The organism is Sphingobacterium sp. LZ7M1 (assembly GCF_024296865.1).
In the GTDB taxonomy this organism is placed as follows: Bacteria; Bacteroidota; Bacteroidia; order Sphingobacteriales; family Sphingobacteriaceae; genus Sphingobacterium.
On record NZ_CP101134.1, the window covers coordinates 1,991,841 to 2,012,282 of the forward strand.

The 20,442-nt window shown below is 39.4% G+C and carries 19 protein-coding genes; 15 read left to right on the forward strand and 4 right to left on the reverse strand.

Annotated features, from left to right (window positions below):
- Window positions 1–27: 27 nt before the first annotated feature.
- Window positions 28–744 carry an AAA family ATPase gene (locus NMK93_RS08455; protein ID WP_254529945.1) on the forward strand — a complete coding sequence of 239 codons (717 nt, stop codon included), beginning with the start codon at window positions 28–30 and terminating at the stop codon, window positions 742–744.
- A 16-nt stretch (window positions 745–760) separates the two neighbouring features.
- Here the strand turns inward: NMK93_RS08455 and NMK93_RS08460 are convergent, their stop codons facing one another.
- Together NMK93_RS08460 and NMK93_RS08465 are read right to left on the reverse strand one after the other, a co-directional pair.
- Window positions 761–2,086: a Na+/H+ antiporter NhaC family protein gene (locus NMK93_RS08460; RefSeq protein WP_254529948.1), complete on the reverse strand. Its 1,326-nt coding sequence runs from the start codon at window positions 2,084–2,086 to the stop codon at window positions 761–763.
- Between the two features lie 357 nt (window positions 2,087–2,443).
- Window positions 2,444–3,895 carry a sodium:alanine symporter family protein gene (locus NMK93_RS08465; RefSeq protein WP_254529949.1) on the reverse strand — a complete coding sequence of 484 codons (1,452 nt, stop codon included), beginning with the start codon at window positions 3,893–3,895 and terminating at the stop codon, window positions 2,444–2,446.
- A 223-nt stretch (window positions 3,896–4,118) separates the two neighbouring features.
- Here NMK93_RS08465 and NMK93_RS08470 point away from each other — a divergent pair, with 223 nt between their 5' ends.
- Window positions 4,119–5,075 carry a hypothetical protein gene (locus NMK93_RS08470; RefSeq protein ID WP_254529951.1) on the forward strand — a complete coding sequence of 319 codons (957 nt, stop codon included), beginning with the start codon at window positions 4,119–4,121 and terminating at the stop codon, window positions 5,073–5,075.
- A 50-nt stretch (window positions 5,076–5,125) separates the two neighbouring features.
- On the opposite strand, the gene NMK93_RS08475 is transcribed toward NMK93_RS08470, so the two are convergent.
- The gene (locus NMK93_RS08475; protein WP_254529953.1) at window positions 5,126–5,500 is read right to left on the reverse strand and encodes a PEGA domain-containing protein; all 375 of its coding nucleotides are present in this window, start codon (window positions 5,498–5,500) and stop codon (window positions 5,126–5,128) included.
- Window positions 5,501–5,726: 226 nt separating this feature from the next.
- Here NMK93_RS08475 and NMK93_RS08480 point away from each other — a divergent pair, with 226 nt between their 5' ends.
- The 3 genes from NMK93_RS08480 (at window position 5,727) to NMK93_RS08490 (ending at window position 10,330) form a co-directional block, all read left to right on the forward strand.
- Window positions 5,727–7,352 (forward strand): ABC-F family ATP-binding cassette domain-containing protein, encoded by a 1,626-nt coding sequence (locus NMK93_RS08480; protein WP_185211869.1) that lies wholly within the window; start codon window positions 5,727–5,729, stop codon window positions 7,350–7,352.
- A gap of 589 nt (window positions 7,353–7,941) precedes the next feature.
- Window positions 7,942–9,675, forward strand: coding sequence for a GMC family oxidoreductase (locus tag NMK93_RS08485; RefSeq protein WP_185211870.1), 1,734 nt, complete (start codon window positions 7,942–7,944; stop codon window positions 9,673–9,675).
- 10 nt (window positions 9,676–9,685) lie between these two features.
- Complete coding sequence (locus NMK93_RS08490) at window positions 9,686–10,330, forward strand: gluconate 2-dehydrogenase subunit 3 family protein (protein ID WP_185211871.1); 645 nt, start codon at window positions 9,686–9,688, stop codon at window positions 10,328–10,330.
- A 49-nt stretch (window positions 10,331–10,379) separates the two neighbouring features.
- Here the strand turns inward: NMK93_RS08490 and NMK93_RS08495 are convergent, their stop codons facing one another.
- Complete coding sequence (locus tag NMK93_RS08495; RefSeq protein WP_237235561.1) at window positions 10,380–10,967, reverse strand: NUDIX hydrolase; 588 nt, start codon at window positions 10,965–10,967, stop codon at window positions 10,380–10,382.
- A 22-nt stretch (window positions 10,968–10,989) separates the two neighbouring features.
- Here NMK93_RS08495 and pyrE point away from each other — a divergent pair, with 22 nt between their 5' ends.
- The 10 genes from pyrE (at window position 10,990) to trxB (ending at window position 20,120) form a co-directional block, all read left to right on the forward strand.
- Window positions 10,990–11,637 (forward strand): orotate phosphoribosyltransferase, encoded by a 648-nt coding sequence (gene pyrE, locus NMK93_RS08500; protein WP_185211873.1) that lies wholly within the window; start codon window positions 10,990–10,992, stop codon window positions 11,635–11,637.
- Between the two features lie 3 nt (window positions 11,638–11,640).
- Entirely contained in the window at window positions 11,641–12,039 is a 399-nt protein-coding gene (locus NMK93_RS08505) for an SRPBCC family protein (RefSeq protein WP_185217849.1), read from the forward strand.
- Window positions 12,040–12,314: 275 nt separating this feature from the next.
- Window positions 12,315–12,611, forward strand: a complete 297-nt coding sequence (locus NMK93_RS08510) for a hypothetical protein (RefSeq protein ID WP_093095895.1) — start codon at window positions 12,315–12,317, stop codon at window positions 12,609–12,611.
- Between the two features lie 146 nt (window positions 12,612–12,757).
- Window positions 12,758–13,681, forward strand: a complete 924-nt coding sequence (locus NMK93_RS08515) for a hypothetical protein (protein ID WP_254529955.1) — start codon at window positions 12,758–12,760, stop codon at window positions 13,679–13,681.
- A gap of 5 nt (window positions 13,682–13,686) precedes the next feature.
- Window positions 13,687–15,678, forward strand: a complete 1,992-nt coding sequence (locus tag NMK93_RS08520; protein WP_254529957.1) for a TonB-dependent receptor — start codon at window positions 13,687–13,689, stop codon at window positions 15,676–15,678.
- Window position 15,679: 1 nt separating this feature from the next.
- Window positions 15,680–16,057 (forward strand): hypothetical protein, encoded by a 378-nt coding sequence (locus NMK93_RS08525; RefSeq protein WP_254529959.1) that lies wholly within the window; start codon window positions 15,680–15,682, stop codon window positions 16,055–16,057.
- A 66-nt stretch (window positions 16,058–16,123) separates the two neighbouring features.
- Window positions 16,124–16,990, forward strand: coding sequence for an MbnP family protein (locus NMK93_RS08530; RefSeq protein WP_185211880.1), 867 nt, complete (start codon window positions 16,124–16,126; stop codon window positions 16,988–16,990).
- Window positions 16,991–17,048: 58 nt separating this feature from the next.
- A complete protein-coding gene (locus NMK93_RS08535; protein ID WP_254529961.1) occupies window positions 17,049–18,083 on the forward strand; it encodes a cytochrome-c peroxidase in 1,035 nt (344 codons plus the stop codon).
- A 104-nt stretch (window positions 18,084–18,187) separates the two neighbouring features.
- Complete coding sequence (locus NMK93_RS08540) at window positions 18,188–19,132, forward strand: 3'-5' exonuclease (RefSeq protein ID WP_254529963.1); 945 nt, start codon at window positions 18,188–18,190, stop codon at window positions 19,130–19,132.
- A 19-nt stretch (window positions 19,133–19,151) separates the two neighbouring features.
- On the forward strand, window positions 19,152–20,120 hold the full coding sequence (gene trxB / locus NMK93_RS08545; RefSeq protein WP_185212099.1) for a thioredoxin-disulfide reductase: 969 nt from the start codon (window positions 19,152–19,154) through the stop codon (window positions 20,118–20,120).
- Window positions 20,121–20,442: the final 322 nt, after the last annotated feature.

Below are 20,442 nucleotides of genomic sequence, written 5' to 3' on the forward strand. Positions count from 1 at the left end.
TTACCGTCTAAACAGTAGTAGGAAATTATGAATATTCAGGACCTTATTATTAAGGATAAAGACCTTGTATTACTTGATGATGTATTCTTGAGTGAAGAAAACCGTTCAAAGATCGATCAGCTTATTAAAGAGCATCGCTATTTTGAAGAGTTAAATGAGTACGGTCTACCAGTCAGTAATAAAGTCCTCTTGTTTGGTCATTCAGGTTGCGGTAAAACTACCACCGCCAAGGCCATAGCAAACAGCCTTGGAAAACCTCTGATTATCCTGAACCTGAGTAATGTGATCAACTCCAGGATAGGAGAAACCTCCCAAAATGTAAAGCAGGTATTTGATCGTGCAGCACGAGATAAAGCCGTATTGTTTTTGGATGAATTTGACCAATTGGGTAAGGCGAGGGGTGACGATGATAATGATGTTGGGGAAATGCGTCGCTTGGTCAATTCCATTATCCAGCAGATTGACTATTTACCAGCAGATGTATTGCTGATCTGTGCAACCAACCATGTAAACATTATCGATACGGCCTTGATCAGAAGGTTCCAGATCAGGATTCAATATGAAATGCCGGATCAAACAGCACTTGATGAATATTATGATGCCTTATTGGCGAGATTTCCTGATGAGCTACATCCTAAATCCAGGCGCTATGGAATATCTTTTGCCGAAGCAAAAGATAGCTTATATGCCATCGTAAAATCCAATCTGATCAAGAAATTGGACATGAAAGGCAGGATGTTGTAATAGGATGGTCTAAGGATTATGCCGTCTGAACCTGTGGTTTTTCCTTCCTGAAGATAATGAACATGAAAGCCACAATACCCATCAAGAATGGATAATACAAATATTGCATCACATCAATCGGGGAAAGTAATGCTCTTCCTTCTTCAGAAAGAACCACATTTGCCGCAGCCATTGCCGCAAGGATCTGCGCTCCATAAGGAACTAAACCTTGGATAAAACAGGAAATCGTATCCAATATACTGGCAACTCGACTTCCTTCCAGACCATTTTCATCTGAGATATCCTTTGCAATTGGTCCTACGATTACAATGGTGATCGTGTTATTAGCAATAGCTAGGTTGACCAAACTAACCAAAAAAGCGATGCTTAGCTCCGCCCTTTTCTTGGAATTAATGCGTTTGGTTACCGTATTCAATAAATAATCTATTCCTCCATTTAACCTGATGATACCAACTACACCACCGATGATCAAACAAAGGATACTTAATTCAAACATGCCCGCAAAACCATCATTAATGGATTTTAAAACCGTCAGGAAATCAATGGAACCAGTGCTCAAGCCAATGATTGCAGCACTTAAAATACCGATTCCTAAGGTCCATATCACGTTTAGCCCCGATAAAGCGAGGATAAAGACCAAGACATATGGAAGGATTTTGATCAGTTCAAAATCCCCTACATTCATATTTGAGCTATCATGTAGCATTTGGTTGCCTTGGAATGCATAGATGATCATTACGATAATAGCAACCGGCAGCACCATTTTATAATTCACTTTAAATTTTTCTTTCATCCCGACGCCCTGCGTTCTGGTGGCTGCAATGGTGGTATCGGAGATAAAGGAAAGGTTATCTCCAAACATGGAGCCTCCGATTACCGCTGCCAAGGCAATAGGCATGATCCCACTGATATTTTCATCCAAACCAACTGCAATAGGCGCAAGGGCTACAATAGTCCCAACAGATGTACCTAATGAGGTGGATATAAAACAGGAAACTAAAAAGAGACCTGATATGACATATTGTGCAGGGATATAGGTTAAGGCAAAGTTGATGGTGGAGGAGATGGCACCTATATTTTTGGATACTTCGCCGAATGCCCCAGCAAGTAGGAAAATCAAGATCATGATCAAGATGTTCTCATTTCCGGCTCCTTGCGCAAAATGTGCTAATTTTTCATTAAAAGCTCTTTTAGGAAATTGAAAAAAGGCGACGAAAAGACAAAGTACAAAGACTACTAAAACAGGTAAGGCATAGAAATCACCTAATATAAATGATCCTGCGAAGTAAATCACGACAAACAAGATGAGTGGTAACAAGGCCCAAATATTGCCTTTAGTCATAAACTTAGATTAAATGAAAAAAATTTCCCAAAATTAGCATATTATTCAGACAATCAAACCTTTCATGGATAGAGATTCCCTTATGAAGCTATATTTGGACATATTTTTAGCCATATAAACTGATTTTCAAAGCCTTGATGCTTTGCTAATAGGAAATAATGTGTAACTTTAGTTACAATCACCAGAATAAACATAAAACAATTGAAATGAAAAGAACCCCATTGACAACTTTAATTCTGTTGTTATTAGTGGCATTCGTTTTAGTGTTTGCTACTACCTGCTTCGGGATTCATTAACAAAAAAGCGAGATTTGATAACGCCATCAAATCTCGCTTTTTTGTTCATATCACTGGTATTTTAATCCTCTTTGTTTTCCCAGAAATCCGCATTTTTTATTCCGATAGCCTTAGGGTCAAAGGAAGGATCTTCAATTCCTTGTTTTCTTTTGCTTTTATAGTCTTTCCAAACCTTCATGGCGGGTTTGCTCAATAATAAGATGGCAATAATGTTGGTCCAGGCCATTAAACCTACGCCGATATCACCGATTGCCCATGCTGTATCAGCTGTTCTAACTGTTCCAAAATAAACGGTACTTAAAAAAACAATCTTAAATATCCAACCGAGGATTTTTCTTGTTTTCTCACTTTTTACGAGATAAGCTACGTTGGTATCTGCATAATAGAAATAGGCCATAATCGTTGTAAACGCAAAGAAGAAGAGCGCAATAGCGACGAATCCATTTCCAAATCCAGGGAAATGATGGGATACGGCGGCTTGGGTAAATCCATTATAATCTACATTGGGTAAGTTTTCCACGAGCAGTGTGGTCGGTTGCCCTGCAGCATCCACATTTGTTACATTGTACATTCCTGTAAATAAGATCATCAAAGCAGTTGCAGTACAGACAAATAAGGTGTCCACATATACAGAAAATGCCTGAACCAATCCTTGTTGAGCAGGATGGGATACATCGGCAGCTGCTGCTGCGTGAGGAGCAGTACCTTGTCCAGCTTCGTTGGAGTAGATTCCGCGCTTAACCCCCCAAGCGATAGCCATACCGATAATACCTCCAAAAGTCGCATCTAAACTAAAAGCACTTTTAAAGATAAGTCCAAATACTTCAGGTATTTGTTGGAAGTTAATTCCAATGATAATTAAGGTCATTAAGATATATCCACCTGCCATAAATGGAACAACAAACTCCGCTACAGAACCCAGACGTTTTACTCCTCCGAAAATAATGAGGACCAATAATCCTACAATAGCAATTCCTGTGTAGGCAGGAGGAATTTGATAAGCGTTGAAAGCTGAGGAAGCGATTGCATTACTTTGCACACCGGGAAGCAGTAAACCAGCACTTACAATGGTTAGAATAGCAAATATTGCTGCGTACCATTTAACCCCTAGTCCTTTTTCGATATAGAAAGCAGGACCGCCTCTAAATTCATTGCCTTCTTTCTGTTTGTACAATTGACCTAAAGTCGCTTCTACGAAAGCTGAGGCTGAACCTAAAAAGGCAATGACCCACATCCAGAATACTGCACCAGGGCCACCATAGAATATTGCAGTTGCTACGCCAATGATATTTCCAGTTCCGACACGACCAGAAATTGCCAAGGCAAAGGCCTGAAAGGATGAGATGCCTTCATCTGATTTCTTCTTGGCGAAGAGCAACCTTAGCATGTCTTTTAAATAAGTAACTTGAAGGAATCCTGTACGAATGGAGAAGTAAAGCCCTGTGCATAAGCACAAATAAATTAAAACTTCACTCCATACTAGATTGGAGATCGAGGAGATAATATTATCCATTAATTTGGTTTAAATAGTTATTAGCCATTAATTATTGTGTAAAGTAAAGGTTTTTTTAGAAAATCTCACAAATTAATTATTTGAAGATTTTCGGAAGAATTCTTCCGCAGTACCTGAGGTTAATAGCTTGTCATTTGACGAAAATTTTCAAATTCCCTTGGAATTATGGATTTCAAGCTAGAATATTGTCTAATTATTACACGACTATTATTTGCTCCAAAATATGATGTTAAGGTTAAATTCCATATTCATTCTGTTTTCCGGAATTATTTTCCTGAATTCCTGCGCTTCAGTCAAAAACATTGAAATTAGAGATCTACTGCACCATAGCAATTGCATTCAGCAAAATGTGTATGAATATGCGGTAGATAGCCTTCCTATTCCTCTCCATGAACAAAACGTCTCCCCATTGTTGGCGAATAAATTGACTTTCAGTAGCCTAAATATGGCTAATGCCATAGGTATTCTAAAGACCGTTTCTAAATATGCTGAGCTAAAACAAAATCCTAAACCTGAGGATCTCAGCTATAGACTGGAACTATTGGAACTGAAACAGGCTATCGATCAAAAGATCAACAGCTCTTCACTTGAAATTTCAGCCATTTCTTCTGAAATGGACTGTGAGGAGGAGCGGACCAGCCAAGTGGCCAATTACCTCGAAGGAAAGATCCAGGGAAAAGAGTCCAAACTGACTGTTGCCGCCATCGTAGTCGGTGCCTTGGGTGCGATCTTGACCGAAGGGGTGGTCAAGGATGAGGGGGCTAGCCATGTCGTTGGTATCTCAACGGGTGTTGCTGAGGCCACCTTTGGGGTGATGATGTTGTTGAATGATGAAAAGACAGATTTTTTCCATAAAAGAAATGCCTTGAGGGATGTCTGGTTTGGGGCAGCAACCTCGAAAAACTTTCCCGCTGCAGTTTGGTATTATTTAAATTACGCCAGTCCTAAAAATGGGATCAAGACTTCACTAAGAGAACAGATTGTTCAGAAATGGAGTAGTTTCGGGCAAATTACCAAATCATCTGAAAAAGAAATGTTGGAACTCTATTTTGGAGAAGGGGGAGAGTATACAAGCGAACAGTTGGAAAACAGGGCAGATATGTATGATCAGTTGGAGTCGAATATCAATTTGATGAAACAGGATTTAAAAGCCCTCTCTGCTGAATTGGAAAGACTATAAAAAAATGCCATGCTAAATAAAACATGGCATTTTTTCGATAAATCTAAAAATTATTGATTTGCTGGTTTCAATTCTAGTTCATAGAATTTAGGGTCATATTTCATCATTGCCCCAGTTGCAGCATCAATGGCCCAACCTACCATGCCCAGTAGGTTTAAAATGGAAACTGTATTAAAAGTAGTTTCAGGATTGAACTGGTAGTTCTCATAGCCGTCCTTGGTCAACGTAATGACTGGACCATTAAATCCTTTCTTCAAGGAAACAGTGGCAGGAGTGACACCTCGATCTACACCGTCCACTTGGATTTTAGCACCACTGGGATAAGATTTGATCAAGACATCTTGCTTGGTCCCCGTAAAAATAGTTCCGCATGAGCTTGTGAATAAAACAATAGATGCTAGGGCAATTAAAAATACTGCTTTCATGTTAAAATAATTAATAATTGTTAAAGTATATCGTATTGACTACATCTGGTTTGAAAGGTTTAAAGGGTGTTTATTAAATATTTTTAAGAAAATTAACCTACTGTTTTGTATTGTTCATGAAACAAAATGAAACTAAGATTATTGCTAGAAAATTGTGCAGAATCAAGGGATAAAAAGGACAGCTTACTACCTTCCCAAACTCAATAAATAACTGTATCTTTGCGACATGATTAACGTTTCGAATTTATCTCTTCGTTATGGCAAACGTGTCCTATTCGAAGATGTCAACTTAAAGTTCACTCCTGGAAACTGTTACGGTATTATTGGAGCGAATGGTGCCGGAAAATCGACTTTTTTAAAAATTATCTCTGGAGAAGTAGATCCTACTTCTGGATCAGTAGCCTTCACTCCGGGGGAGAGGATGTCTGTATTAAATCAGAACCACTATGCATTTGATGAGTTCTCTGTTATCGAAACGGTAATGATGGGTAACCAAGAGCTATATAAGGTGATGAAAGAAAAGGATGAAATCTACATGAAAGAAGATTTCTCCGATGCTGATGGTGAAAGAGCTGGTGAATTGGAAAGCCTTTTTGCTGAGATGGATGGTTGGAATGCTGAAAGTAATGCAGCGACCCTTCTGAGCAACCTTGGAATTAAAGAAGAACTTCACTATAAATTAGTTAAGGAGTTGGATGGTAATGAAAAAGTTCGTGTCCTTTTGGCACAGGCTTTATTTGGTAATCCAGATATCTTAATCCTGGATGAGCCTACCAACGACTTGGATATTAATACCATCGCTTGGTTAGAGGACTTCCTTGCTAGCTATGAAGCGATCGTATTGGTTGTTTCCCACGACCGTCACTTCTTAGATGCTGTCTGTACCCATATCGTCGATATCGACTTTGGTAAGATGACTATCTACTCCGGTAACTATACGTTCTGGTATGAGTCGTCGCAATTGGCATTGAAACAACGTGCTGACCAAAACAAGAAAATGGAAGATAAGGTGAAGGAATTACAGGAATTTATCCGTCGCTTCTCAGCCAATGCTTCTAAATCCAAACAGGCGACTTCCCGTAAGAAAGCTTTGGACAAGATCAATATTGAGGATATCAAACCATCAAACAGAAAGTATCCTGCGATTATGTTCAATATGATGGACAGAGATCCAGGGGATCAAATCCTGACGGTTGAAAATTTAGGCAAGACCGTAAATGGCGAAGTATATTTCAAGAATATCAGCTTTATGGTCAATAAAGGTGATAAGATCGCTGTATTAGCAGAGAATAACTTGATCACTTCTGCATTCTATGATGTTCTTTCTGGACGTGATAAGGATTATGTTGGTGAATTTAAATGGGGTGTAACCATTACTCCTGCAGATATGCCAATCGATAATGCTGAATTCTTCGAAGGGAAAACAGATAACTTGGTAGACTGGTTGAGAGATTATACCACTAAACCTGATGCAGATGAGCAGTTTATCCGTGGTTTCTTGGGTAAGATGCTTTTCTCAGGAGAAGAAGTACTTAAGAAGTGTTCTGTGCTTTCTGGAGGTGAAAAAATGCGCTGTATGTTCTCTAGAATGATGCTTCAAGGGGCAAACTTCTTGATTTTCGATGAACCAACCAACCACTTGGACCTGGAATCGATTACCGCATTGAACAACGGTATCAATGATTTCAAAGGATCGGTTCTGTTTACATCACGAGATCACGAGTTGACACAAACTGTTGCTAACCGTATCATTGAACTTACGCCAAATGGCATTATTGATAAGTTGATGACTTACGATGAATACATTAATTCTGAAGCTGTAAAAGCTCAAAGAGAAGAAATGTACCGATAAATATTTTTTTTATTTTTTTTTAGGGACTGAAGAAATTCAGTCCCTTTTTATTTGTTGAGCAGGCCTGTCTTAAAAACGATTACCTAAAACTTTGTATCTTGCTTCAATAAAGGGGAGCATTCATTAGCCTTGGTGAAAAATTCAATGTTTTCCTAGGCGTTTTTGTTCCCATTTCATCAACATCTTTTTTGTAGCCAAAATTCTTGCCCCCCATGTTATACTGAAGGTTTATTTAGACCTTATTCGAGACACATTCCGAAAATTCGCTAAATGTTTAAAGGGAATTTGCATTCATATCGGAAAAATATTTGAACGGTTCCCGAATATGTCTCGAATGAATCCTGAATAAGGTCGGGATAAATTGCCCTATAGAATTCTTGTATTTGTGACAGGAAAATAGCCAATCCCGCTTGGATTTTTATGGGTAAAAATATTCATCTAGGAAAAATAATTGATCAATACGTATCAAAAATTTTATCCATTGATACTTGGAATAGGCGATAGAATTGCTATATTTAGTGTTGCTAAATAGTATAAGCAAGAATATGCTATCATTTAAACCGAATTTAAATCAAGATCACAAAAGTTTATGAGTGTTTTTCAAATTAAAGAAAACCCTGAGGTTTTTGATGCCATTGTAGTGGGGTCAGGAGCTGGCGGCGGTATGGCTGGATATATTTTGGCAAATGCAGGGCTAAAAGTCCTGATGCTTGAAGCGGGGCCATTTTTTGATCCTGCAAAGGATGCATTGCAAATGCGCTGGCCATGGGAGTCTCCACGACGTGGGGCAGGTGTCACAAGGCCTTTTGGTGATTTTGATGCGGCTTATGGCGGTTGGCAATTAGAAGGAGAGCCTTATAGCAAAGTGGCAGGAACAGAATTTGAATGGTTCCGTGCAAGGATGTTAGGTGGAAGAACCAATCACTGGGGAAGGATTTCCTTACGTATGGGGCCGGATGACTTCCAACCTACAGATGGCCTTACCGATGCCTGGCCTATTACTTATGATGAGGTTAAACCTTATTACGACCGTGTAGACCGTATGATCGGTATTTATGGTACGGTAGAAGGTATACATAATGAACCGGATGGAATCTTTATGAAACCACCTAAGCCAAGATTGAATGAATTGTTCATTCATAAAGGTGCTAAAAAAGCCGGTGTTCCTGTTATTCCTGGTCGTGGTGCGGTTTTAACAGAGGCGTCACCAGAAATTAAGGGTAGGGGAACCTGTTTCTATTGTGGGCAATGTGGTCGATCATGTAAGGTATACGGGGATTTCTCCTCTTCTTCATGTTTGGTTATTCCCGCAATGAAGACCGGTAATTTGAAAGTGATTGACAATGCCATGGTTCGTGAGGTGTTGACCAATGACGAAGGATTGGCAATAGGAGTGTCATACGTGAACACTACAGACCTTCAGGAGTATTCCGTAAAAGGCAAGAAAGTGATCCTTGGTGCAAGTGCCTGTGAAAGTGCCAGACTCTTGTTGAATTCAAAATCTAAGGCGCATCCAGGTGGAATTGGAAACAGCAGTGGACTTGTTGGGAAATATTTACATGACTCTACAGGAGCAAGCTTAGGCGGATTTATCCCTGAACTTTTGGATAGAAAACGCTATAACGAAGATGGTACCGGAAGTGTGCATATCTATTCTCCTTGGTGGGAAGACAATAAGAAATTGAATTTCCCTAGAGGTTATCATATTGAGTATGGTGGCGGTTTACATATGCCATCCTACGGGTTTATGAACTGGGTACCTAATGTAAACGGAATGGTTCCAGGAGCAGATGGTGCTAAAAAAGATATGGGAGGTTATGGCGCAGGGCTGAAAAACGATTACCGTCGTTTCTACGGGGCAAACGTGGGAATGGCAGGTCGGGGTACAGCTTTGGCGAGGAAAGACAACTATTGTGAAATTGATCCAAGCAAGGTCGATAAGTTTGGTATTCCAGTTTTGCGGTTCCATTATAAATGGGCCAATGAGGAAATTGCACAGGCGAAGCATATGCAAGATACTTTCCAATCGATCATGCATGAGATGGGAGCAATCATTACCTCCAATATTCCAGGTGCTGATACCTTATATGGTCTAGAGGCTCCAGGAAAGATCATCCATGAAGGCGGAACAACCAGAATGGGGAATGACCCTAAGTCTTCAGTTTTGAATAAATGGGGGCAGGCGCATGACTGTAAGAATGTATATGTGGTGGATGCTGGACCATTTGTTCAACAGGGCGATAAAAACTTGACTTGGACCATCTTGGCCTTGTCGATGCGCACAGCAGAATATATTTTAGAAGAAAACAAAAAATTAGCATAACCCAAAAGCGATGAATAGAAGAGATTCACTTAAAGCCTTAGGGCTACTTGCAGCAGGATCTGGTGTATTGGCCGCATCCTGTAAAGATGACAAAAGCTCGGGGCAAGCAGGAAAAGCTGCCACTGGCAGTTCGGAAAAATTACCGGGGGTTCAGGAATTTGAATATAAACGTACAGAAGCCTTAATGGCTGAGAAGTTCTTTACGGATCATGAAATGGCGACCATCACGGTATTGGCGGATATCATTATTCCAAAAGATGATGTTTCAGGTAGTGCCTCAGAGGCTGGTGTACCGGCCTTTATCGAGTTTATGTCCAAGGATATCCCGAGCTATCAAACTCCTTTACGTGGAGGCTTGAAATGGCTTGATGTACAATGTCAAAAAACGTATGGAAATGCATTTGTAAAATGTAAGAAGGAACAGCAGATTGCGATGGTTGATGAAATTGCCTACCCGCAAAAAGCTAAACCAGAAATGGCCCAAGGAGTAGCCTTCTTTTCTTTGATGCGTGACCTGACTTCAACGGGATTCTTTACCAGTGAAATGGGCGTGAAGGACATAGGATACGTAGGTAACAAACCAGGAGTTTGGAATGGCGTACCTGCAGATGTCTTGAAACAATACGGTTTCGATCCAGAAAAGTTTTTTGGATAGGAATATCAAAAAAATTGGAAAGGGAGCTGAATTTCAGCTCCCTTTCTGTTTATTTTTTGATTGTTTCCACGATTTCCAAGATCAGAGGGTAGGTGTTTTCCTTAACCTTTTTCAGTTCGGAGGATTTTAACCATTCCGCCTGATCGATATCTTCTTCGAGTTGAGGTGTCAGTTTAGGGATTTTGTTAACACCCATTTGGTACCATTTAGTCTGTTTCAGTACGAATTTATTGCGCATATAATAGGTATGGTAAGTTGTTGCCACCTTTTTACCTAGGTAATCGACTTCAATTCCGCACTCTTCTTCGACTTCCCTGAGGGCGGCATCTTTCATTTTTTCACCTTCTTCGACCTTACCTTTAGGCAAGTCCCACTTTCCAAGGCGATGTATGAATAGGTATTCACCATTACCATTTGTCACTAATCCACCGGCAGCTTTAACGATACGGGTTGTAGATAATATCTTTTTAAAAACTTTTCTGATATTAGGGTGTATGTATAGGTACACAGATTTATCTGTGCTGTGAGCGGAGTCGTTGAAAAGTTTTTCCAGATCAATGTCTTGTAAACCAATTGTTTGAACGTTTTCTTTAATATGAGGGGTAAAATCTGCCAAAATTAACAGAGATTGGTTCATATAAATTTTATAAATTTGTGCCATGAATTATTTAAATGAGGTTGAACAAAAAGTTGCTGAATCCTTATTGCAAATTAAAGCAATAAAATTACAACCTAAAAACCCTTTTACTTGGGCGTCTGGATGGAAGTCACCAATTTATTGTGATAATCGCGTTGCGTTATCGCATCCAGCTATCCGAACATACATCCGTCAAAAGTTGTCACAATTGATTCAAGAGGAGTTTGGTTCAGTTGATATGATATCGGGAGTAGCGACTGCAGGGATCCCTCAAGGAGTATTAGTTGCGCAAGATTTAGGCTTACCTTTTTCATATGTACGCAGCAGTGCAAAGGATCATGGTCGTCAGAACCTGATTGAGGGTGAAGTTATCAGTGGTCAGCGTGTTGTTGTCATTGAGGATTTGGTATCTACCGGAAAAAGCAGTTTGCAAGCCGTAAAAGCATTGCGTGATGCAGGTTGTAACGTTGTGGGATTGGTTTCAATCTTTACTTACGGACTAGAAGTTGCACGCAAAAACTTTGAAGAAGCAAAATGCACTTTCCACAGTTTGTGTAACTACGATGCCCTAATTCATGTTGCCGCTTCTAACAGCTATATCTTGGAATCGGATATTGAACTTTTGGAGAAATGGAAAATTGATCCAGCAAACTGGAACCCAGAATTATAAACTATGACTATTATTCAAAACACTGTAGAAATCAATAAACCCGTTTCAGAGGTTTATAATTTTCTTTCGGATATGAACAATCACGAGCAGTTAATGCCAGAAAACATCGTTAACTGGAGCTCAACAGCCGATGAGGCAAGATTTACCATCAAGAATATGGCTAAATTGTCCCTACGTATCAGTGAAAGATTAGAGAACAAAGAATTGGTAAGTGTGCCGATTGAAGAAGCACCATTTCCTTTGACATTACGTTGGAAATTGGAGCCTTCTTCCGATAACAGTACCAGTGCCACATTCGTGATCGAAGCAGGTTTGAATATGATGATGAAAATGATGGCTTCTGGTCCATTACAGAAGTTAGTTGATTTTCAGGTTGATAAATTGAAATCAGTATTGGGATAGTTATATCCTGAAGATATGAAATAGGGAAGAGCAATGAGAATTGCTCTTTTTTTTGGTAGGGATGGTTTTGAACCAGGATGAATGGGATGAGAGGATGGGCCAAGATTAGGTTCAAATACTATAAAATAATACCTCAATTTTATTATTATGATAGAATCTTTCCTTATATTTGGGACATATTTGCTAAAGACAATAGTCCAGATTTGAAACTCTTCTTTACATATATCCTATTAGTGAGTTTGACACTGCAATCTTTTTATCGCAGTATCATGACTATGGAGTATGAGATTCATCTTCCGGACTACATTGCCAACTGTATCAACAAGAGTCGCCCAGATTTACATTGTAATGGTCAGTGTGTGTTGATGCAAAAGATCAGAGACAAAGAGAAAAAAGAATCCAAAAAGAATTTCGTGGTCTATGAATATAGTTCGCATTATGTTCATAAAGAATTCAGTACGTTGATCAAACCTATTACGGTTGAAGAGCCTGTTGAAAAGCCTCTTCCAATTTACATCTCTGAGTATAGATTTGAATTCAGCAATCCGCTTTTCCGTCCCCCAATTGCTTAATCCTTAGCAGTAGGACAGCCCTTTATGGAATTTTATTAAAATGGATGCTCATGCGCATGATGCATTTGTTGGTCTTTGTGCAATTTTTCTGAATTCCCTCTTACTGCCCTTCATTTCATTTTTAAAACAGCAATACCTATTTAATAATGCAGAAAATAATAATGATTATTTCGCTGTGCCTATTATTCATATCCTGTACAAAAGAAAAAACAGATTATGAAGCTGAAATTGGCACAGAAGAACCTGAAAAACTGGAATTTAAGGAAGCCTATTCCTTTGAAAAAAATGGCTATAAAGTAAGTGTAGAGGCTTTGAATGGTACTTTGACCAAAGGGTATAATGAGCTTAGGATCAGAGTTTTCAATAAACAAAGCAATGCAGAGGTCAATGCTGCATCGCTTGGCTTTTTACCGATTATGACAGGGATAGAGGGTAAACAAGTGTCATGTCCTCATCGCTATCAATTGACATATAATTCAGCGGAGAAGTTCTATGCTGCCTTCGCTGTATTTACAGAGCTCAGCAGTAATGAAAATAAATGGGACCTGTATATCAGGATGAACGTTGGAATGCAAGAATTGCTGATCAAGGAACCGATTACAGTAAAAGAACAGACCAATAAAAACCTGAACATGGTTTCCTTTTTCGGAAATGACAATGAACAATATTTTATTGCACTCTTGGGGCCTCGGTCTCCAAAAGTAGCTGAAAACAACTTGTTGGCAGCAGTGTACAAGTACAATAATCCTTTGGCTCCCTCAAAGACAGAGTTTCCTGATCCAAGTCTGTTCAATTATTCTGAAGTCAAAGGGTTTACCTTGAAATTGGATCCTAGGATGCCTGAACCTTCCATGGGAAACCATTCCTCGCCAAATAATAAGGACTTAGTTCAAGGGAAAGACGGTTTTTATCATGGCGTAGTAAACTATACCATGACCGGAAATTGGACCTTGAATTTCATTTTCATGAACCAAAACGGAAAAATACTTAAGGGAACTGAGGTTCCAAAGGATTTTACACCGGGTGTGGAAGGTAAAAAAAGTGAACTGTTCATTGATATATTATTCTAAAAGCTATGCGTAAAATCATTTCCATCCTTGTGCTTATCCTTATTTCCCTACAATCTCAAGCACAGGATACATTAAGGAATAAACAAGATACGGTTCAAAAGATTGAAGAGGTTAAAGTAAAAGGTGTTCGGAAACGGAAGATTGAGACGGAAATGAAAATGGCTGTTTCGGTGGATGAATTCCTAGCCTCATCAGATAAGATCAGTTTTATCAAGAGGGGAGCTTATGCTTGGGAGCCCATGCTGAACAATATGAGCTCGGAACGTTCGACCATTACCATTGACGGGATGCATATTTTTGGCGCCTGTACAGATAAAATGGATCCCATTACTTACTATGTGGAGAGCAATAATCTGTCAACCATTGATATCAAATCTGGTCAAGAAGGAAGCATGCATGGAGCCACAGTTTCTGGAAGCATTGATCTGAAGCGAAAAAGTACGGCATTTGATAGCGTTTCATATTATAAAGGCTCTTACCAAAGTGGCTTTGAGTTCAACAATAACCAATTCTTTAACTTAGGCAACCTTTCCTATAGTAGCGATAAGTTTGTAGCGGACGCAAGTGTTGCCTATCGTAAAGCAGGCAATTATCTTGATGGGAATAATGAGGAGGTCAAGCATTCGCAATACCGGAAGTTCAATAGTTCACTTGGACTTGCCTATAAGACCAGTGATCTTTCATCCATCCGAGTAGATGCAATCTTTGACCAAGCCAATGATGTAGGCTATCCTGCCTTACCAATGGACCTATGGCTTTCCAGGGCAATCATTACTTCAGTTGCCTATAAACAATTGTTTGAGGAGGGCCTATTTAAAGTTTGGGATACCAAAGTCTATTTTAATGCCATCGAACATTATATGGACGATACCAAAAGACCGGAAAATCTTGTTCATATGGATATGCCTGGCTGGAGCAATACATTTGGTCTGGTGTCTAGTGTGAACATGAAAGAAGGTCGGTACAGTTCAGATATCCAATTGAATGCCTATCAGAACCTATCGATTGCAGAAATGACCATGTATCCACAGGATCGTAGCAAGAAAACCATGTTTGCCTACAGTTGGCCTTGGGTAACTAGCAGATTTGCCAGTGTATCGATGAACAATTCCTATGATTTTACGGAAAATAGCAGATTAAATTTTGGTGGATCATTGGGCTATAACTATAACCATTCCAAGTATGTGGAATTTAACTGGATTTTTCACCCAGGTACTCCTCAGGAAAAGAGTAGGATCCTTCCAGGCTTACATGCCAGTTATGACTTAAGCGTTGAGAGGTTTAATTTTTCTGTGGGAACAGGTTATGGACAGCGAGCGCCGTCGGTATCAGAAGGTTATGGTTATTATATCTACAATAGTTTTGATCGCTACGATTATATCGGTAATCCAGATCTGAAAAATGAAATATCCTTTGAAGGAAATGCGAGTGCCGGTTACAAGACAGAAAGAATGGGGATCGATGCAAAGGTTAACTATTTCTACATTCAAAACTATATCGTAGGAAGGATCTTAAGCTTAGGGAGCCCGATGAACTACCAATCGGTAGGAGTAAAGGGATATACCTCTTTAGATCATGCCAGGATTTTCAATTTCAGTTTAAATGCTAATTATGATATCCTGCCACACCTGCATTGGAAAGGGAATGTAACCTATGCCCGTGCAACAGATGAAAGAGGCGGAAACCTACCTTTTATCAGGCCATTGAGCTATCAGACTTCCATACATTACATGTATAAGCAGTTTGGAATTCAGACCTCCCTAAATGGCGACATGGAACAGCGAAATTATAGCCCTGAGTATGGTGAAGACCTCACATCGGCCTATCAGGTATGGAATGTGTCGGCAGACTATAACCTGACCTTTGGGAAGTATACAGCCATGGTTCAGGTCGGAGCTGAAAACCTATTCAATGAATATTACAGCACTTATGCAGACTGGGGAAATATCCCAAGAATGGGAAGGAATATTTTTACGTCCATAAAATTAAGCTTCTAAGATGTTGGTTCGAGTAATAAGTGGTTTATTGATGTTATTGTCTGTGCTGGTCGGTTTTCAGCAGGCTATAATCGTTATGCACTTTAAGCTCAACCAAGAAAAGATTGAAATGGCTTATTGCGAGAACAAAAATAAGCCCGAGATGCAATGCCATGGACTTTGTCATTTGAAAAAACAATTGGAAGATCAGGAAAATTCAGAAACAGCACCCCCCAAGAATTATCCTAGGGTCGATATGCTCGTTGCTACAGATTTTGAATTTATTTTGAGTGATTATGATTCGGAATGCAGTGAAGTAATCACTGGTTATCAAGAAGTCTATTATAAGGAACCCTTAAGGGAGATTTTTATACCACCGCCTATCTATGATATAGTTTAAGTTTATATAATATAAGTTAATGTTTTAAAAATCAAATAATTAAAAAATAAATAAGAAATTAATCTAATGAAAAATTCAATTAAATATATTGCTGCTTTACTTGCTGTTTCTTTGTTCGTGTCCTGTTCTAAGGATAATGTTGATCCAGTAGCCAATAATATTACTTTACACTTTGATAATACCTTTAAGGGGAAAAGTATCGTACTTGGTGATGCAAATAGCAGTACCGCAAGCCAAAACACTTCAGCTGCCGGACAGGTACATCAGTTCTCTGAAATCAAGTATGTAATCAGTAACATTCGTTTGATCAAAGCAGAAGGTACGGAAATCCCATATAACATTAATGATCTAGATAAAGGGGCTGCTGTAATCAATCAAGCTAAAGCGACGACTTTAGATTTTGTGTTGAGCAATATCCCTTCAGGAGAGTACAAACAGATCAAATTTGGTCTGGGTGTAAAGCAGGAATTGAATACCTTGGATGAAACCAAGTTCCCTAACTTTTATAAAGCGGCAGGTGCCAATGATACCGAAATGATGTGGGAGTGGGGTTCAGGCTACCGTTTTACTAAACTTGAAGGTTTCTATGGAGCAGACCATAAAAAGATGTCTATCCATACCGGTAGTACAGTTGAAGGTAAAGAGGGAGCTTATACCCAAGGAGTAGATGCCTATAGAGAAATTTCTTTGAATCTGACTTCAGTAGCTACTGTAGGACGTACCTCTCCAAAAATCACCATCAATGCTGATTTTGATAAGTTATTAAGTGGAAAAACCAATACCATTACCTTGTCAACAGGTACTGGAATGGGTGACAATGCTACGCCGAATATCCATACTGCTGTGCAGATGGTGAAATTCGTTGACAATTTAGGTGGAAATGGAAGTAGCGACCTTTCAGGTATGTTCTCCATTAGCAAGGTAGAAAATTAATACATTAGAGCCTTTCTTATTCGAGAGTAAGGAAGGCTCTTTCTTTTATTTTTTCCATATGAGAAAGATAAAATGGTTAGTCGTTCTATTCCTTGTGCTTGGATTTGTGAGTTCCTGTCAAGACAGGGAAGAAATTGAAGAAATTCCATTTGACAATCCTGAAATACCCTTGGAGATCCCTTTGGATTTTCCTGCGATGAATTCTTCGGTTCAGGGGAATAAGCCTACAAAATATGGAGTGGAACTTGGGAAGATGCTCTTCAATGAAAAAAGGTTCAGCGGAAATAATACGATTTCCTGTGCTTCTTGCCATCAGCCTGAAAAGGCATTTGCGGATGAGAATCCTAAATCTATAGGGGTATACAATCGAGTTGGGCTAAGAAATACGCCTGCTGTCCAAAACATGGCCTTTATGAGGCATTATAATTGGGATGGTAATATCCTTCAACTAGAGAAACAGCCTTTGGTGCCTATCATTACCCATGAAGAGATGAATTCATCGATCATGGAAGTCATTGCTAAACTTCGGGATGATCCTACCTATAAAGAGATGTTCAGGAAGGCATTTGGCGATGAACAAATCACTGCTGACCGAATTTATAGAAGCATAGTTCAATTTGAATATACATTGATCAGTGCAAATAGTAAATACGATAGGGTTGTCCATCAAGGTAGGGAGCAATTTACCGAGTCGGAGGAAAAAGGGTTAAAAGTGTTTGAGGCGAAATGTAAAAGTTGCCATGGAACAGGGCTGTTTACCGATCAGAGCTTTCGGAATATTGGTTTCCCGATTAACCCTGATACAGAAGAGGCGGGACGGGCACGAGTAACGGGAGATCCAAAAGATTGGATGAGCTATCGGGTCCCTTCGTTGAGAAATATTGAATTTACTGCGCCTTATGGGAGCTTTGGGCAATTTAAGACGTTAAAAGACGTATTAGATTATATGGATCAAGGTGTTTTGTATGCAGAGAATTTAGATCCTATTTTTAAGGCAAATGGGAATAGGTTACCTATGAGTGAAGAAGAGAAAGCCGACATCATCGCTTTCCTGAAAACATTGAGCGATCATTCTTTTGTTGCTCGAAAATAATTGATTTTACATTCAAAACACTTATTGTTGGTTTAATTGGTCTATTGTGAGCAATAGATTTTGTATTTTTGTCATATTTGCATGAGCATAACATTAAATAGAAAATGGAGTTAAACTTAAAGCGCCCGTTGGCATTTTTTGATTTGGAAACTACGGGTGTCCAAGTGTCAAGTGATAGAATTGTAGAGCTTTCCATATTGAAGGTCAGTCCAGGTGGAAAAGAAGATACGTTGACAATGAAGGTGAACCCTGAGATTCCGATTCCGGCTGAGTCTTCTATGTTTCATGGGATTTATGATGAAGACGTAAAGGATTTGCCGAATTTCCAAGCGAGGGCGAAAGAAGTTGCTGATTTTATCGGAGATGCGGATTTAGCAGGATACAATTCAAACAAGTTTGATGTTCCAATGTTAATGGAAGAGTTTTTACGCGCAGGGGTTGACTTCTCTTTAGAGGGAAGGTCCTTTGTCGATGTACAGAACATTTTTCACCAGATGGAACAGAGAACGCTAAAGGCGGCTTATAAGTTTTATTGCAATGAAAGCCTAGATAATGCCCATACTGCTGAGGCCGATGTAAGAGCAACCTATGAAGTCTTGAAAGCACAGTTGTCCAAATATGAAAATGTAGAATATGAGGATAAGCATGGGGTTGTTTCTGTACCTGTAGTCAATGACGTTGAAGCTTTGCATTCATTTACCAACCTGAGCAAACCGGTGGATTTTGCCGGACGTTTGGTCTATGATGCGGATGGTGATGCAAGCATTAACTTTGGAAAACACAAAGGGAAAAAAGTTGTTGAGGTTTTTGATGTTGAACCGAGCTATTATGCTTGGATGCAAAATGGAGATTTCCCATTGTATACCAAGAAGGTATTGGAAGGGATTTGGAACGAGCATAAAAACAAGAAAAGAGAGGCAAGGGTAAACAACCCGGTCCAAGCAACAAGTCCAAGTAAGGATTTTAAAAAACCGGAAAGGAAACCAGAGCCAAGTAAACCCATTACCAATGATATGTTAAAGGGTTTGCAAGATAAATTTAAAAAATAAAGAACCATTCAATATTATGATGAATAAAGAACAAGAGATTGAACGTATTTCCTGTTTAATTATAGGATCAGGACCTGCTGGATACACTGCTGCCATTTACGCTGCACGTGCTGATTTAAAACCTGTTATTTATACGGGTATGGTTCCGGGAGGACAATTGACCCAGACTACAGAAGTTGATAATTTTCCGGGTTACCCACAGGGAATCACTGGTCCGGTAATGATGGAGGATTTACGTGCTCAAGCTGAGCGTTTTGGAACAGATGTACGTTTTGGATATGCTACGAAGGTTGATTTTTCAACGGATGGTGGAATCCATAAGGTAGAGATTGATGGGGTTAAGACCGTTGAGGCTGAAACTGTTATTATCGCTACAGGTGCAACTGCGAAATGGTTAGGATTGGATTCGGAAGAAAAATATAACGGATTTGGTGTTTCGGCTTGTGCTGTATGTGATGGATTTTTCTACAAAGGTCAAGATGTTGCCATTGTAGGAGCTGGAGATACGGCCGCTGAAGAAGCAACTTACTTAGCTAAGCTTTGTAGAAAGGTTTATATGTTGGTTCGTCGTGATGAATTCCGCGCTTCTAAAGCTATGGTTCATCGTGTGAACAATACGCCAAACATTGAAGTTCTTTATAATACGGAAGCAGTAGAGATTTTAGGAGATGGTCAAGTGGTAACCGGAGTACGAGTGATCAATAACGAAAGCAAAAATCTCCAAGACCTAGATGTTACGGGATTCTTTGTCGCTATCGGTCATAAGCCAAATACAGAGTTGTTCAAAGGGATCTTAGATATGGATGAAACTGGTTATTTGATAACCAAAGCCGATAGTACGGCTACCAATATCCCTGGTGTTTTTGCTTGTGGAGATGTTCAAGACCATGTTTTCCGTCAAGCGATCACAGCTGCAGGAACTGGTTGTATGTCTGCATTAGAAGCAGAGCGCTATTTAATGGCTAAGGAAGACGTGGTGCTTTCTTAATATAGACAAAAGACATTAGACATTAGACAACAGATCTTTTATTTCGCCGATTGTAAGGGAGTCTATTAGATTTTTTTAATTGGTGTTTTGAAATATTTAATAATGAAGAGCCTTTCTAATTTTTAGAGAGGCTCTTTTTGATGTTTGAACCAGGATTAAATGGATGAGAGGATGTACCAAGATTTGGGGAAGAACCAGGATTAAATGGATGAGAGGATGTACCAAGATTTTGGGGAAAGAACCAGGATTGAATGGATGAGAGGATGTGCCAAGATTTGGGGAAAGAGCCAGGATTGAATGGATGAGAGGATGTACCAAGATT

What these genes read in the sequence shown, in the direction of transcription:
- NMK93_RS08455 (WP_254529945.1), top strand. Translation starts at nt 28, where the DNA reads ATGAATATTCAGGACCTTATTATTAAGGATAAAGACCTTGTATTACTT.
- NMK93_RS08460 (WP_254529948.1), bottom strand. Translation starts at nt 2,086, where the DNA reads ATGACTAAAGGCAATATTTGGGCCTTGTTACCACTCATCTTGTTTGTC.
- NMK93_RS08465 (WP_254529949.1), bottom strand. Translation starts at nt 3,895, where the DNA reads ATGGATAATATTATCTCCTCGATCTCCAATCTAGTATGGAGTGAAGTT.
- NMK93_RS08470 (WP_254529951.1), top strand. Translation starts at nt 4,119, where the DNA reads ATGATGTTAAGGTTAAATTCCATATTCATTCTGTTTTCCGGAATTATT.
- NMK93_RS08475 (WP_254529953.1), bottom strand. Translation starts at nt 5,500, where the DNA reads ATGAAAGCAGTATTTTTAATTGCCCTAGCATCTATTGTTTTATTCACA.
- NMK93_RS08480 (WP_185211869.1), top strand. Translation starts at nt 5,727, where the DNA reads ATGATTAACGTTTCGAATTTATCTCTTCGTTATGGCAAACGTGTCCTA.
- NMK93_RS08485 (WP_185211870.1), top strand. Translation starts at nt 7,942, where the DNA reads ATGAGTGTTTTTCAAATTAAAGAAAACCCTGAGGTTTTTGATGCCATT.
- NMK93_RS08490 (WP_185211871.1), top strand. Translation starts at nt 9,686, where the DNA reads ATGAATAGAAGAGATTCACTTAAAGCCTTAGGGCTACTTGCAGCAGGA.
- NMK93_RS08495 (WP_237235561.1), bottom strand. Translation starts at nt 10,967, where the DNA reads ATGAACCAATCTCTGTTAATTTTGGCAGATTTTACCCCTCATATTAAA.
- pyrE (WP_185211873.1), top strand. Translation starts at nt 10,990, where the DNA reads ATGAATTATTTAAATGAGGTTGAACAAAAAGTTGCTGAATCCTTATTG.
- NMK93_RS08505 (WP_185217849.1), top strand. Translation starts at nt 11,641, where the DNA reads ATGACTATTATTCAAAACACTGTAGAAATCAATAAACCCGTTTCAGAG.
- NMK93_RS08510 (WP_093095895.1), top strand. Translation starts at nt 12,315, where the DNA reads ATGGAGTATGAGATTCATCTTCCGGACTACATTGCCAACTGTATCAAC.
- NMK93_RS08515 (WP_254529955.1), top strand. Translation starts at nt 12,758, where the DNA reads ATGCAGAAAATAATAATGATTATTTCGCTGTGCCTATTATTCATATCC.
- NMK93_RS08520 (WP_254529957.1), top strand. Translation starts at nt 13,687, where the DNA reads ATGCGTAAAATCATTTCCATCCTTGTGCTTATCCTTATTTCCCTACAA.
- NMK93_RS08525 (WP_254529959.1), top strand. Translation starts at nt 15,680, where the DNA reads ATGTTGGTTCGAGTAATAAGTGGTTTATTGATGTTATTGTCTGTGCTG.
- NMK93_RS08530 (WP_185211880.1), top strand. Translation starts at nt 16,124, where the DNA reads ATGAAAAATTCAATTAAATATATTGCTGCTTTACTTGCTGTTTCTTTG.
- NMK93_RS08535 (WP_254529961.1), top strand. Translation starts at nt 17,049, where the DNA reads ATGAGAAAGATAAAATGGTTAGTCGTTCTATTCCTTGTGCTTGGATTT.
- NMK93_RS08540 (WP_254529963.1), top strand. Translation starts at nt 18,188, where the DNA reads ATGGAGTTAAACTTAAAGCGCCCGTTGGCATTTTTTGATTTGGAAACT.
- trxB (WP_185212099.1), top strand. Translation starts at nt 19,152, where the DNA reads ATGAATAAAGAACAAGAGATTGAACGTATTTCCTGTTTAATTATAGGA.